We start from the raw sequence: 13,504 nt of genomic DNA, 5'->3' as shown, positions 1-13,504 counted from the left end.
CTTGCCTGCTATCAGGGGCTTGCATATAACTATCCAGCGAGGTGTGGCGATATTTTGAGCGCTGCGCTAGCCACAAAAACGGGAGCAGATTCAAGGATGAAGCAAACAGATTGGATGAAGCGCTGGGGCGCGCTCTGGCTGGGGTTGCCGCTGCTGCTGGGGGCGCTCTGCTTTAGCAGCAACAGCCACGCCAGCTGGGATCAGGATCTCTACCGCCAGTTGGGGCTGGCCGGCAAGCTCGACAAACAGGTATTTCGCAAGGCCATCACCAGTTACCAGAGCGTGCGCCACAAGCGCAAACCCATTCTCACCATTATCGACTACAGCAAACCCTCGACCATGCGCCGGCTGTTCGTCATCGACGTGAAGCGCCACAAGCTGCTCTACCACACCTGGGTCAGCCATGGTCGCAACTCGGGCGAGTTGGCTGCCAACCAGTTTTCCAACCAGTTCAATTCCATGAAGAGCTCGCTCGGGGTCTATCGCACCGCCGAGACCTATCAGGGCAAGCACGGCTATTCGCTGCGCCTCGACGGCCTGAGCCCAGGCCAGAACAGCAATGCCCGCAAGCGGGCCATCGTGGTGCACGGCGCCGACTATGCCAGCCCGCGCCATTTGCGCAAATATGACAAACTGGGCCGCAGCTGGGGCTGTCCCGCACTGCCCAAGGAGCAGTCCAGGGCCATCATCGACATCATCAAGGGGGGCAGCGTCATCTACGCCCACGGCTGAGGCCGGCCCGCGAGCCCAAATAGAAAAGGCCAGCGAATGCTGGCCTTTTGCAGTGAGTCTAGCGTGGCGGCTACTTGCGTACCACCAGCACGGGGCAGGGGGCATGGCGCACCACGGATTCGGCCACGCTGCCTACCAGCAGATGGCTGATGCCGGAGCGGCCGTGGCTGCCCATCACCACCAGGTCGGCTTTCTCTTCCTTGGCCTGCACGACGATCTCGTCGGCGGCGCGACCGAAGCGCACCTCGAAGGTGGCAGGAATGGGCAGACTGGCGATCAGCTCCTTCATCTGGCTCTTGGCCTGACGCTCCATCTCATGGGTGATCTCGATGGCAGTCATGTGCAGGATCTTGTAGCTGTCGAAGCCATGCAGTTGATCCACCACGTGGACCAGTTTGAGTTCGGCCTTGTGGCTCTGGGCCATGAATACGGCATAGTCGAGCACGGCCTGTGACATCTGGGAAAAATCGACCGGACAGAGCAGGGTTTTAATGGATGGCATATGAAGGCTCCCCTATGTTGGGTTACTAATGAATCTTATTGTCAATAATACCGATTCAGCGGGCAATAACCCTCGACTCGCTCGCAAAACCGGGAAAAAGAGGTGCGTTGCCGGCAGATCTTCATATCATGGGGAATGGCTTGGGCGCGGCTGCAAATGGCATCGCCTGCGGAGAAACGGTAAGACATGATTCGTTTGTTGCTTTCATTGACGTTGCTGATTTGCTGGCCCGGTCGGGCCGATCCCCTCTATGTCTATTGCGATGACTGGCCGGGCTTCTGCCAGCCGGATGGCAGGGGCGTCTATCTGGACATAGTGCGGGCCATCTATCAGCCCAACGGTTACCAGGTCATGCCGCGCATCGTGCCCTACAAGCGGGCCCTGGCGGTGATCGCCCAGAAAGGGGGCGACATGGCGATGGGGGTCTATCGGGATGAGGTGAGCGGCGTGCTGCAACCCCGCCATCCCGCCTCGGCCGATGATCTGACGGTGCTGATGCTCAAGAAGTGGCGGCCCCAGTGGCAAGGGGAGCACAGTCTGAGCGGGCAGGGGGTGGTGTGGTTGCGGGGCTGGGCCTTTGACAAGTACATACCGGTCTCCATGCGCTGGCACGAGATCGACAGCCACGACATGGCGCTGCAGCTGCTGGCCAAGGAGCGCTATCGCTACTATCTGACCGCCGGGGTGCTCTACTCGGCGGATTCCATTCCCGCCAACATGCAGCGCATCTTCCTGCGCTGGGTCCCGACCTATCCCATCTTTGCCGATACCGAGAAGGGGCGCAGCCTGCAACAGCTCTGGGATCAAGGCATGGTCAATCTGGTGCGACACGGTACCCTGGCCGAGATCTACCGGCGCTACCAGCTCTACGACTATTACCGCGATTTCATCAAACAGCAGGAGCAGAGGCTAGCCCCTGGCAACTAAAGCGCCCTGCGCCGGGGGCTGGTTACCTGTTCAGGCGCTTTTTTGTCAGCGTCTCAGCTGCTTGGCCAGCCGGTCATAGAGGATCACGTTGACCGAAGCGGCGAGATTCATGCAACCGTGCGTCGGGACGTAGATCACCTCCTGCACCGCCTTGAAGCGGGCGGGATCCAGGGTACCGTCCTCCGGGCCGAAGATGTAGAAGGCGCGCGCCGGGTGCACATAGTCCGGCAGGGAAGTGGCCCCCTCGATCAGATCCACCAGCACCGGCGTGCAGCCGGCCGGCACCATCTCCATCAGATCGTCGACCCCGAGCAGGGGGATCTTCTCCACCATCTGCTTGGTATCGGTGGCGAAGCGGCGCGCCAGCTCGAAGCGGTTGCCGGTGTAGTAGACCTCGTCCGCCCCGTAGCAGCCGGCGGCCCGCATCACGGCCCCCACGTTCTCCGGTGACTTGGGGTTGACCAGCCCGATGCAGCAATAGCCTGCGTCGCCGTGCGGTGCTGACTCATCCCCCTGTGGTGGCAGGCATTCGTGGTCTGACTCTCTCATCTCGCTCTCCTCTGTGGCGGCCGCATTATACTCCCGCGCCGCCCCTTGCCCAGCCTGGGTATGCACTCCCGCCTGACGGGCCCAACAAGGGGGCGCTTGCACCGTCCCAGCGCAGCCGCTCGGTGCCGATCGCCGTCCAGGCGCACCTTGCATACTGGCGCGGGGTTTGCAGTTATCCCAGGAGAGAGTAAATGCGGCTTATCCGGACAAAGGCGTCCGTCCCCAGCGGGGGCGGGCGCTTTTTTTATGGGCCATGGCAGCGGCGACCCAGGGATGGGGAGTCGGACGACGAGGAGCAAGGGAATGAACACCACCTGTGCCTATTGTGGAGTGGGCTGCGGCATCCGGCTGAGCCGGGAGGGGGATGACTGGCAGTTGCAGGGGGATGAGGGGCACCCGGCCAACGCGGGGGCTCTGTGCGTCAAGGGGGCCAGCCTGCTGGAGAGTCTGGATTTCCCCGATCGCCTGCTCTATCCGCGCTGGCTGGGGCAGCGTATCGGCTGGGAGCAGGCTCTGGATACCCTGGCGGAGCGTTTCACCGCCATTCTGGCCGAATCCGGGCCACAGGCCATCGGCATCTACCTGTCGGGCCAGCTCACCACCGAGGATTACTACGTTGCCAACAAGCTGATGAAGGGGTATCTCGGCAGTGCCAACGTGGATACCAACTCCCGGCTCTGCATGTCGTCGTCGGTGGCGGCCCATCAGCGCGCCTTCGGCGAGGATCTGGTGCCCGCCTGCTACGAGGATCTGGAGCTCGCGGATCTGGTGGTGATCACCGGTGCCAACACCGCCTGGACCCACCCCGTGCTGTTTCGTCGTCTGCAGCAGGCGCGGGCGCGGCGCCCCGAGCTCAGGCTGGTGGTGCTGGACCCGCGCCGCACCATGACGGCGGAGCAGGGGGACCTGCACCTGGCCCTCAGGCCCGGCAGCGACGTGGCGCTGTGGAACGGGCTGTGCCGCTACCTGCTCGATCACGACGGCTGGGACAAGGATTATGTGGCGCGCCATGTGAGCGGCTTCGAGGCGCTGGCGGCGGCGCTGGACGATCCGGCCTGGCAGCTGGAGGCGGTGGCCCAATGTTGCGATCTGGCGCCGGGGGATCTGCTCGGCTTCTACCGGCTGTTTGCCCGCACCCCCAAAACCGTCAGCCTGTTCTGCCAGGGGATCAACCAGTCCAACCAGGGGGTGGACAAGGCCAACGCCATCATCAACGCCCATCTGCTGTGCGGGCGCATCGGCAAGCCGGGGGCGGCCCCCTTCTCCATGACGGGGCAACCCAACGCCATGGGCGGGCGCGAGGTGGGGGGGCTGGCGACCCAGCTGGCGGCCCACATGGGCTTTGGCGAGGCTGAGCGCGATCGGGTGCAGCGTTTCTGGCAGAGCCCGACCATGGTGGGTGGCCCTGGCCACAAGGCGGTCGAGCTGTTCGAGGCGGTGCACCGGGGGGAGATCCGCGCACTCTGGGTGCTCGGCACCAACCCGGCAGTCTCCCTGCCCGACGGCAACCGGGTGCGCGAGGCGCTGGCTCGCTGCGAGCTGCTGGTGGTCTCCGAGGTGACCGCCAACACCGACACGGCGCATCTCGCCCACCTGCTGCTGCCCGCCGCCGCCTGGGGGGAGAAGAGCGGCACCGTCACCAACTCGGAGCGCACCATCAGCCGCCAGCGCGCCTTCCTGCCCCCGCCGGGGGAGGCCAGGCCCGACTGGTGGGCGCTGACCCAGCTGGCTCGCCGGCTCGGCTTCGGCGAAGGGTTTGCCTATGAGCACGAGCACGACATCTTCTGCGAGCACGCAGCCCTGTCGGGTTTCGAGAATCAGGGGCAACGCCAGTTCGACATCTCGGGGCTGGCCCGCCTCAGCCGCGCCGAGTTCGAGGCGCTGGCGCCCCTGAGCTGGCCGGTCAACGCTGCCTGGCCTAGCGGCCGGGCCCGGCTGTTCGAGGATGGGCGCTTCGCCACCCCGGATGGCCGTGCCCGTCTGCTGCCCCTGGCTCAGTTCTTTCCCCCCGAGCCAGAAGCGGTGCAGCCGCCGGCGGGCCTCTCCTTGTTGCTTAACAGCGGTCGGCTGCGGGATCAGTGGCACACCATGACCCGCACCGGCCACGTGCCGCGTCTGCAGGAGGCCGAGCCCTGGCCCAGGGTGCGGCTCGGCGCCGCCAGCCTGCTGGCGCTGGGGCTCAAGGAGGGGGATCTGGTGCGCCTTCACAACGAGCTGGGGGAAGCGCGGCTGCTGGTCGGGCTGGACGAGGGGCTCAGGGAGGGGGAGGCCTTCCTGCCCATGCACTGGACCGACAGCCAGTGCAGTCAGGGGGCGGTCAATCGCCTCATTGCCGCCGTGGTGGATCCCCTTTCCGGCCAGCCCATGTTCAAGCAGGGCCGGGTGCGGGCCGAGCCGCAGCCGACCCGTTGGCAGGGGCTCTGGCTCGGTCGGCGAGACTGGGACGAGCCGCTGGACTGGTGGGCCAGGCGCCCGTTGCCGGAGGGCAGCTGCACCCTGCTGGCCTCCTGGTCAGAGGCGCCCGAAGCCCTGTGGCAGCGGCTGGCAACCCAGGGGCGCTGGCTGCGACTGCCGCTGGCGTCGGGTTGGCTCGCCGTGGCGCTGGCCGGGGATCGCATCGATGGCCTGTTGCTGGTGGGGGAGCGGCGCCCGGACATCAAGGTTGAGCTGCTGGCGAGCCTGCTCGGCACCCCGCTGCAGGCGGGGGCCCTGAGCCAGACCCTGAACGTGGCCCTGCTGGGGGAGAGCCGGCTGATCTGCTCCTGCCTGCGGGTGTCGGAGCAGCGCATCGTCGATGCCATCGTGCGACAGGGGGTGAGCGAGCTGGCGGGGCTGCAGGCCCTGCTCGGCTGCGGCAGCAACTGCGGCACCTGCCTGCCAGAGATCGACAAGCTGTTGATCAAACATGTTTTTATCGCCACCGCTTAAGACGGGATACAAGGAGTCTGTGATGAGCCAAATCAGTCTGGTAGGGGCCGGTCCAGGCCCGCTCGAATTGTTGACCCTGCGTGCGCTGCAGCGGATCGAGGCGGCGGAGGTGGTGGTCTATGACCGCCTGGTGGGGGAGGAGATCCTGGCCCGCATTCCCCAGGGGGCGGCCCGCTTCGACGTGGGCAAGCGCTGTGGCGAGCCGAGCCCGAGTCAGGCGCAGATCAACGCCCTGCTGCTGGCGCTGGCTCGCACCGGTAAGCGGGTGGTGCGGCTCAAGGGGGGCGATCCCCTGGTGTTTGGCCGTGGTGGCGAGGAGGCACTGCACCTGGCGCGCCACGGCATCGCCGCCGAGCTGGTGCCCGGCATAACGGCTGCGCTTGGCTGCGCCGCCAGCAGCCTGATCCCGTTGACCCACAGGGGGCTGGCCCGCTCCCTGACCCTGGTCACCGGCCACCTGATGGACGAGGGCGACTATCAGGGCTGGCAGGGGCTGACCCGGGCCGGTCACACCCTGGTGTTCTACATGGGGCTGGAGCGGGCGGCCGAGATCCGGCAGGGGTTGCTGGCGGCCGGTGCCTCACCGGATCTGCCGGTGGCGCTGGTGGTGGCCGGTTGCAGCGCCCGCCAGCAAGTCCATGAGACCCGGCTGGACGGGCTGGCGCAGGCCGCCTTGGCCCTGCTCGGCCAGAGCCCGGTGCTGATGATCATGGGGGAGGTGGTGCGCCTGCGGGCCGAGCTGCAGGGCCTGCTGGGACAGGCGCTGGAGCGGGTGGCCTGAGCCGCCGTTCCCTCTCTACCTCTACTACCTCCAGAGGAATAAAAAGGGGGTATATTCAAACAGTTGGCGCTCATGTTGCCTCTGTGGTGACAGACCACAGTGGTGGCAGACCAATCGAATGCCGTTGGCAAGGAGCGCCATGACCATTCTCACTTCAGGGGGCCCCGCTGGCCCCGTTTCCCGCCTGCTGATCCACGCCGACGAACCGGGTCAGGCCAACCGGCTGGCCCTCTTGGTCAGCCAGTATGGCCATCAGCCCAGGATCCTCGACGCTCGCCAGCTACTGAGCCCGGACGGGCAGGGAGATGCCCTGCTCATCAGCAGTCGCCAGTTCGGTGCCGAGGTGCGGCTCGGCCTCTCTCTCTGGCCCGGGGTACCGCGCCTGCTGTTTTGCGAGCGGATCGGCACCGAGCCCCAGATCGCCCTGTTGCAGCAGGGGGTGCTGCTGGTGCCCCATCCGTGTGGCGAGCGGGAGCCGGTCGAGCAGTGGCTGCGCCTCGCCCGCAGCCAGCTGGCCATGGTGCAGGCGCTGGCGCAGACCGAGAGCGAACTGCGTCGGCAGCTGGTGGAGCGGCGGCTGATCGAGCAGGCCAAGGGGCGGCTGATGCGCCATCAGGGGCTGGACGAGGAGCAGGCCTACCGGCTGATGCGCAGCACCGCCATGAGCCGCCACCTGAGCCTAGGGGAGCTGGCACGGCAACTGCTGTTGGCACTGCCCGCCTGAGAACCGGGTCCACGCTCCTACTGCGAGGCCGTGATCAAGGCTCATGTGCTGCTCGGAATCCTCATTTATGTCTATAAACTCCGGTTCCTGCGCTGCTCTTTACCTTGCTGACGACCTCTCGTGACAGATCGCGAACCGGTTCTGAAGGGACTGGCAAACCGTTTTGGTGCAACTGCGCCTCATTGAGGCGCATAAACGGGCAGAGGATGCGCCCCGAGCCGCTCAGGGCCCGCCAGCGGTGGTTCGGCCAGATTGGCACGGAAAGTGAATTAACGAACAGACAGAACAAGACGCAGTGGTGAGGCCGCAAGGCTTCACCGGCAACAGGGCAAAGAGGCCTCACCGATCCCGGATCGGTGGGGCTTTTTTTTGGTCGTCATCCTGCAACGAGGCAGGCGGGCGAGAGCCCGGAACAGGAACCGAGCGAGGGAATGGCATGAACAGACGACAAGGATGTGCGGGGATGCTGCTGGCGGTGCTGTCACTGCCGGCGCTGGCCGCGGTGGGGGCGCCCGAGCAGGAGGAGATCAAGCTCGGCTTCATCAAGCTGACCGACATGGCGCCACTGGCGGTGGCCTATGAGCGCGGCTACTTCGAGGACGAGGGGCTCTATGTCACCCTCGAGGCCCAGGCGAACTGGAAGATCCTGCTGGATCGGGTGATCGACGGCGAGCTGGACGGTGCCCAGATGCTGGCGGGCCAGCCCCTGGCGGCCCATATCGGCATCGGCACCCAGGCAGAACTGGTGACGGCGTTTGCCATGGATCTCAACGGCAACGCCATCACGGTGGCCAAGCCGGTGTGGGCAGCCATGGCGGCCCAACTGCCCAAGCCGGTGGCAGGCAAGGTGCCGGCGCCGGTGAGCGCCGCCGCCCTCAAGCCGGTGGTGGAGCAATACCGGCAGGCGGGCAAGCCGTTCAACATGGGGATGGTGTTCCCCGTCTCCCCCCACAACTACGAGCTCAGGTACTGGCTTGCGGCTGGCGGCCTCAACCCCGGTTTCTACGCACCCAAGCTCGGGGACAACTCGGGCCAGCGCCAGGCGGACGTGCTGCTGTCAGTCACCCCGCCACCGCAGATGCCCGCCACCCTGGAGGCGGGCACCATCGCCGGCTACAGCGTGGGGGAGCCCTGGAACCAGCAGGCGCTCGCCAAGGGGATCGGGGTACCGGTCATCACCGATCAGGAGATCTGGCGCAACAACCCGGAGAAGGTGTTTGGCGTCACCCGGGAGTGGGCAGAGCGCCACCCCAACACCCATGTCCGGCTGGTGAAGGCGCTGCTGCGGGCCGCCTGGTGGCTGGATGCAGAACAGAACGGCAACCGGCGCGAGGCGGCCAAGATGCTGGCGAGACCCGAGTACGTGGGGGCCGACGAGCAGGTGATCGCCAGCTCCATGACCGGCACCTTCGAGTACGCCAAGGGGGACAAACGCCAGCTGCCTGACTTCAACGTCTTCTTTCGCCACCACGCCACCTATCCCTACTACTCGGACGCCATCTGGTACCTGACCCAGATGCGGCGCTGGGGCCAGATCCCCGAGGCCAAGCCGGACGCCTGGTTCGAGCAGGTGGCCAAGGCGGTGTATCAACCCGAGGTCTATCGCCAGGCCGCCGAGGTGCTGATCGCCGAGGGCAAGCTCAAGGCGCAGGACTTCCCCGATTTTGCCAGCGAGCAGGGCTATCGCGGCCCTCAGGATGGCTTCATCGACGGCCTCATCTACGACGGCCGCCACCCCAACGCCTATCTGCAGCAGTTCGCCATCGGCCTCAAGGGCGATGAGCGGGTGCAATGAGCGAGGAACGCGCAATGAAACGACATCAGTGGAAAATCATGGATTGGAAAACCCTGGTGCAGCCCCTGCTGGGCGTGCTGCTGTTCCTCGGCCTCTGGCAGTGGGGGGCGAGCCAGGTGCAGACCAGCCTGGGCACTTTGCCGGGGCCGCTCGCTACCGCCAGTCAGCTCTGGTCGCTGGGTCAGGATCACCTGGCCGAGCGGGAGAAGGCGAGCGCCTTCCTCGAGCGCCAGCGGGTGCGCAACGCCGAGCGGCTGGCCGCGGATCCGGCGGCCGAGGTGAAGCTGCGCCCCTACACAGGGCGCCCCACCTTCTTCGATCAGATAGGGACCAGTCTGCTCACCGTGCTGTGCGGCTTTGGCCTCGCGACCCTGATCGCCATCCCGTGCGGGGTACTGCTCGGCATGAATCAGGGACTCTATCGCGCCGCCAACCCTGTGATCCAGCTGCTCAAACCGGTGTCGCCGCTGGCCTGGCTGCCGCTCATCACCCTGGTGGTGAGCGCACTCTACGCCAACCCCACTCCCTGGCTTGCCAAGTCCTTCCTCACCTCGGCGCTGACGGTGACCCTCTGCTCCCTCTGGCCAACCCTGATCAACACCGCGGTCGGGGTGGCGGGGCTGGACCGGGATCTGCACAACGTCAGCCGGGTGCTGCGGCTCTCTTTCCTGACCCACGTGCGGCGCATCGTGCTGCCCGGCGCCCTGCCCATGATCTTCACCGGCCTTCGCCTGTCCCTGGGGGTGGCCTGGATGGTGCTGATCGCGGCGGAGATGCTGGCCCAGAACCCGGGGCTCGGCAAGTTCGTGTGGGACGAGTTCCAGAGCGGCGGCTCGACCTCGCTGGCCCGCATCATGGTGGCGGTGATCACCATTGGCCTCATCGGCTGCGCCCTGGACAGGGGCATGCTGGCCCTGCAGCAGTGGTTGTCCTGGGACAAGCGCCAGGTGCTGCGTTAACAACAAATTCCATATTCAGGCGGGAGAAGAGCCAATGAAGAGTTATCTGCAGTTAAGCGACGTCGGCATCTCGTTCGAGACGGAGCAGGGGCGCTTCGAGGCCCTCAGCCGGGTCAACCTGCGCATCGAGCGGGGGGAGTTCGTCTCCCTCATCGGTCACTCCGGCTGCGGCAAGAGCACCGTGCTCAACCTGGTGGCCGGGCTGCTGGAGCCCACCACGGGGGGCATCATTCTCGACGGGCGCGAGGTGGCGGGGCCGGGCCCGGAGCGAGCCATGGTGTTCCAGAACCATGCCCTGCTGCCCTGGCTCAGCGTCCAGCAGAACGTGGCGCTGGCGGTGGGGCAGGTGGAGCCGAACCGGCGGGCGGCTTCGGAGCGGGTGGACTATTACCTCTCCCTGGTGCAGATGGAGCACGCCAGCCAGAAGATGCCTCATGAGCTGTCGGGGGGGATGAAGCAGCGGGTCGGCATCGCCCGTGCCCTGTCGCTCTCCCCCAAGGTGCTGCTGATGGACGAGCCGTTCGGTGCCCTCGATGCCCTGACCCGTGCCCATCTGCAAGATGCGCTGATGGCGATCCAGGCGGAGCTTGGCAACACCGTCATCATGATCACCCACGACGTGGACGAGGCGGTGCTGCTCTCCGATCGCATCGTCATGATGACCAATGGCCCCAGTGCCACTGTCGGGGAGATCCTGACCGTGGACCTGCCGAGGCCCAGAGACAGGGTGGCTCTGGCGGACGATGGTCACTATCACAAGCTGCGCCAGCAGGTGCTGCGCTTCCTCTACGAGAAGCAGCGCAAGGTGACTCCCCTCAAGGTGGCCGAGCCAGTTCGCAGTCAGCGCCGGGCCTGAGCCCATCGATTCAAGGAAGAGAAATATGGACAACAAGCAGAGAGTGCAGGTGGTGGGTAACGGGGGTAACGGCATGGATTTGCTCGATCATCACTTCGTCGAATCGTCCGAGAGGATTGAGAAACAGCGGTTGCTGGTGGTGGGCAATGGCATGGTGGGTCATCACTTTGTCGAGCAGCTGGTGGCAGCCGGCGGCCTCGAGCGCTTCGAGGTGACGGTATTCGGCGCCGAGCCGGACTCCGCCTACGACAGGGTGCACCTCTCCGAGGTATTCGGCGGCAAGGCGCCGGAGGCGCTGCGGATGGCGGATCCCGCCTGGTACGAGGCGCAGGGCATAGCGTTGCGGCTGGGGGCCGAGGTGGAGGTGCTGGACAGAGACACCCGCACCCTGACCCTGGCCTGTGGCGAGCAGTTCGGTTACGACCGACTGGTGCTGGCGACCGGCTCGGTCCCCTTCGTGCCCCCCATTCCCGGCCATCGGCGGGAAGGCTGCTTCGTCTACCGTACCCTGGGAGATCTCGCCGCCATTCGCGATGCCTGCGCCGGCGCGCGCAGCGGCGTGGTGATCGGCGGTGGCCTGCTCGGGCTGGAGGCGGCCAACGCACTGCGGCTGCTCGGGCTCAGCACCCGGGTGGTGGAGTTCGCCCCCAGGCTGATGCCGGTGCAGCTCGACGAGAGCGGCGGCGCCGTGCTGCGGGACAAGATCCGGGCGCTCGGGGTCGAGGTGCTGGTGGAGAAGGCCACCGAGTGCATCGAGGATGGGGAGCAGGCCCGCCACCGGCTGCGTTTCAAGGATGGCTCTCATCTGGAGACCGACGTGCTGCTGTTCTCGGCCGGCATCCGCCCCGCTGACGGCCTGGCCCGGCAATCGGGGCTGGCGGTCGGGGAGCGCGGCGGCATCTGCATCGACGACGGCTGCCACAGCTCGGATCCCGCCATCCTCGCCATCGGCGAATGCGCGCTCTGGCAGGGGCGCATCTTCGGGCTGGTGGCCCCCGGCTACCAGATGGCCCGGGCCGCCGTGGCCAGCCTGTGCGGCGGCGAGAGCCGCTTCGCGGGGGCGGACATGTCCACCAAGCTCAAGCTGATGGGGGTGGACGTGGGTTCCATCGGCGATGCCCACGCCAGCACCGCCGGCGCCCAGGAGCTGCTGTTGCTGGACAGGGTCAACGGCATCTACAAGAAGCTGGTGACCGACGGCGAGGGGAGCCGGCTGCTCGGCGCCATCCTGGTGGGGGACGGCGCCGATTATGAGCGGCTGCTGCAGTACTACCAGAACGGGGTGGCACTGCCCCAGCCGCCGCTCTCCCTGCTGGTGGGGGAGGCGGGCGGCGCGGCGGCGCCCCTGGTGCTGCCGGACAGCGCCATCCTCTGCTCCTGCCACAACGTCAGCAAGGGGGCCGTGGTGGCCGCGGTCAAGGCGGGCAATCACGAGCTGGCGGCGGTGAAGAGCTGCACCAAAGCGGGCACTGGCTGCGGCGGCTGCGGCAACCTGCTCAAGCAGGTGGTGGAGCAGACCCTGGAGGATCTCGGGGTCGAGGCGGACAAGGGGCTGTGCGAGCACTTCGCCCACAGCCGCCAGGAGCTCTATCACCTGGCCAGGGTCGGCGAGCTGAAGAGCTTCGAGGCGCTGCGCGACAAGCACGGCAAGGGGCTGGGTTGCGACATCTGCAAACCGACGGTCGCCTCCATCCTGGCGTCGCTGTGGAACGAGCACGTGCTGGCGCAGCCCCACCGCGCCCTGCAAGACAGCAACGATGCCTTCCTGGCGAACCTGCAAAAGGATGGCACCTACTCGGTGGTGCCGCGTATTCCGGGCGGGGAGATCACCCCGGACGGTCTCATCACCATCGGCGAGGTGGCGCGCAAGTACGGCCTCTACACCAAGATCACCGGCGGCCAGCGCATCGACCTGTTCGGTGCCAGGGTCGATCAGCTACCCGCCATCTGGGGCGAGCTGGTGGCGGCGGGGTTCGAGACCGGCCAGGCCTACGGCAAGTCGGTACGCACCGTGAAATCCTGCGTGGGCTCGACCTGGTGCCGCTACGGGGTGCAGGACTCCATGACCCTGACCCAGACTCTGGAGCACCGCTACAAGGGGCTGCGGGCCCCTCACAAGCTGAAGTTTGCGGTCTCCGGCTGTACCCGGGAGTGCGCCGAGGCCCAGAGCAAGGACATAGGCGTCATCGCCACTGAGCGCGGCTGGAACCTCTATGTATGCGGCAACGGCGGCATGCGGCCGCGCCACGCCGACCTGTTCGCCACCGATCTCGATGAGCAGACCCTGATCCGCTACATCGACCGGCTGCTGATGTTCTACGTGCGCACCGGCGATCGGCTACAACGCACCTCGGTCTGGATGGAGAGCATGGAGGGGGGACTCGACTACCTCAAGTCGGTGATCATCGAGGACCGGCTCGGCATCGGCGCCGAGCTGGAGGCCATGATGGAGGGGATAGTCGGCAGCTGGCAGTGCGAGTGGAAGAGCACCCTGGCGGATCCGGACAAGCTCAAACTGTTCGAGGCCTTCGTCAACCGGCCCGAGGACCAGACGCCGCCACGGCGGGAGGAGCGGGGTCAGTGGGTGCCGGATATCGCTGTCAAGGCGGTGGTATGAACCGGGTCAGTGGGTTGCACACCAGCCATCGGCATCAAGGAGAGGGTATGAGTGGGGCCAGCGGGTTGCAAGCCAGTCATCACTATCAAGGAGAGGGTATGAACGGGAGCTGTGAGTTGGGCAGCAGCCATAAA

Annotated in this window: 11 protein-coding genes; 9 read left to right on the top strand and 2 right to left on the bottom strand. The window is 66.3% G+C overall.

All coding sequences use genetic code 11. From position 1 onward, the window contains the following. Positions 1-96 precede the first annotated feature (96 nt). A complete protein-coding gene (locus tag PG899_RS06915) occupies positions 97-732 on the top strand; it encodes a murein L,D-transpeptidase catalytic domain family protein (RefSeq protein WP_076360490.1) in 636 nt (211 codons plus the stop codon). Positions 733-802: 70 nt separating this feature from the next. Here PG899_RS06915 and PG899_RS06910 read toward each other — a convergent pair whose 3' ends face one another. Next, complete coding sequence (locus tag PG899_RS06910; RefSeq protein ID WP_011707183.1) at positions 803-1,234, bottom strand: universal stress protein; 432 nt, start codon at positions 1,232-1,234, stop codon at positions 803-805. 186 nt (positions 1,235-1,420) lie between these two features. Between PG899_RS06910 and PG899_RS06905 the strand changes: the two genes are divergently transcribed. Beyond that, positions 1,421-2,161, top strand: coding sequence for a hypothetical protein (locus PG899_RS06905; protein ID WP_077095674.1), 741 nt, complete (start codon positions 1,421-1,423; stop codon positions 2,159-2,161). 45 nt (positions 2,162-2,206) lie between these two features. On the opposite strand, the gene PG899_RS06900 is transcribed toward PG899_RS06905, so the two are convergent. Beyond that, positions 2,207-2,710 carry an RNA methyltransferase gene (locus PG899_RS06900; protein WP_016351811.1) on the bottom strand — a complete coding sequence of 168 codons (504 nt, stop codon included), beginning with the start codon at positions 2,708-2,710 and terminating at the stop codon, positions 2,207-2,209. Between the two features lie 303 nt (positions 2,711-3,013). Between PG899_RS06900 and PG899_RS06895 the strand changes: the two genes are divergently transcribed. The 7 genes from PG899_RS06895 (at position 3,014) to nirB (ending at position 13,370) form a co-directional block, all read left to right on the top strand. Further along, a complete protein-coding gene (locus tag PG899_RS06895) occupies positions 3,014-5,638 on the top strand; it encodes a nitrate reductase (protein ID WP_077095673.1) in 2,625 nt (874 codons plus the stop codon). Between the two features lie 22 nt (positions 5,639-5,660). Continuing rightward, entirely contained in the window at positions 5,661-6,419 is a 759-nt protein-coding gene (gene cobA / locus PG899_RS06890) for a uroporphyrinogen-III C-methyltransferase (protein WP_077095672.1), read from the top strand. A gap of 139 nt (positions 6,420-6,558) precedes the next feature. Next, entirely contained in the window at positions 6,559-7,143 is a 585-nt protein-coding gene (locus PG899_RS06885) for an ANTAR domain-containing response regulator (protein WP_077095671.1), read from the top strand. Between the two features lie 436 nt (positions 7,144-7,579). Next, the gene (locus PG899_RS06880; RefSeq protein ID WP_232105282.1) at positions 7,580-8,938 is read left to right on the top strand and encodes a CmpA/NrtA family ABC transporter substrate-binding protein; all 1,359 of its coding nucleotides are present in this window, start codon (positions 7,580-7,582) and stop codon (positions 8,936-8,938) included. A 38-nt stretch (positions 8,939-8,976) separates the two neighbouring features. Beyond that, complete coding sequence (locus PG899_RS06875; RefSeq protein ID WP_252411279.1) at positions 8,977-9,897, top strand: ABC transporter permease; 921 nt, start codon at positions 8,977-8,979, stop codon at positions 9,895-9,897. 34 nt (positions 9,898-9,931) lie between these two features. Next, positions 9,932-10,753, top strand: coding sequence for an ABC transporter ATP-binding protein (locus tag PG899_RS06870; RefSeq protein WP_077095668.1), 822 nt, complete (start codon positions 9,932-9,934; stop codon positions 10,751-10,753). A gap of 25 nt (positions 10,754-10,778) precedes the next feature. Further along, positions 10,779-13,370 carry a nitrite reductase large subunit NirB gene (nirB, locus tag PG899_RS06865; RefSeq protein ID WP_077095667.1) on the top strand — a complete coding sequence of 864 codons (2,592 nt, stop codon included), beginning with the start codon at positions 10,779-10,781 and terminating at the stop codon, positions 13,368-13,370. Positions 13,371-13,504 lie beyond the last annotated feature (134 nt).

This window comes from Aeromonas sp. QDB39 (assembly GCF_027707585.1).
GTDB classification, from domain to species: Bacteria; Pseudomonadota; Gammaproteobacteria; order Enterobacterales; family Aeromonadaceae; genus Aeromonas; species Aeromonas hydrophila.
Note: the sequence above shows the minus strand (reverse complement) of the source record. Positions and strands in the feature narration are given on the sequence as shown.

Bases quoted from the DNA above. Each gene is read 5' to 3' on its own strand.
- PG899_RS06910 (WP_011707183.1), bottom strand. From the start codon at position 1,234: ATGCCATCCATTAAAACCCTGCTCTGTCCGGTCGATTTTTCCCAGATG.
- PG899_RS06915 (WP_076360490.1), top strand. From the start codon at position 97: ATGAAGCAAACAGATTGGATGAAGCGCTGGGGCGCGCTCTGGCTGGGG.
- PG899_RS06885 (WP_077095671.1), top strand. From the start codon at position 6,559: ATGACCATTCTCACTTCAGGGGGCCCCGCTGGCCCCGTTTCCCGCCTG.
- PG899_RS06870 (WP_077095668.1), top strand. From the start codon at position 9,932: ATGAAGAGTTATCTGCAGTTAAGCGACGTCGGCATCTCGTTCGAGACG.
- cobA (WP_077095672.1), top strand. From the start codon at position 5,661: ATGAGCCAAATCAGTCTGGTAGGGGCCGGTCCAGGCCCGCTCGAATTG.
- PG899_RS06905 (WP_077095674.1), top strand. From the start codon at position 1,421: ATGATTCGTTTGTTGCTTTCATTGACGTTGCTGATTTGCTGGCCCGGT.
- PG899_RS06875 (WP_252411279.1), top strand. From the start codon at position 8,977: ATGGATTGGAAAACCCTGGTGCAGCCCCTGCTGGGCGTGCTGCTGTTC.
- PG899_RS06895 (WP_077095673.1), top strand. From the start codon at position 3,014: ATGAACACCACCTGTGCCTATTGTGGAGTGGGCTGCGGCATCCGGCTG.
- PG899_RS06900 (WP_016351811.1), bottom strand. From the start codon at position 2,710: ATGAGAGAGTCAGACCACGAATGCCTGCCACCACAGGGGGATGAGTCA.
- PG899_RS06880 (WP_232105282.1), top strand. From the start codon at position 7,580: ATGAACAGACGACAAGGATGTGCGGGGATGCTGCTGGCGGTGCTGTCA.
- nirB (WP_077095667.1), top strand. From the start codon at position 10,779: ATGGACAACAAGCAGAGAGTGCAGGTGGTGGGTAACGGGGGTAACGGC.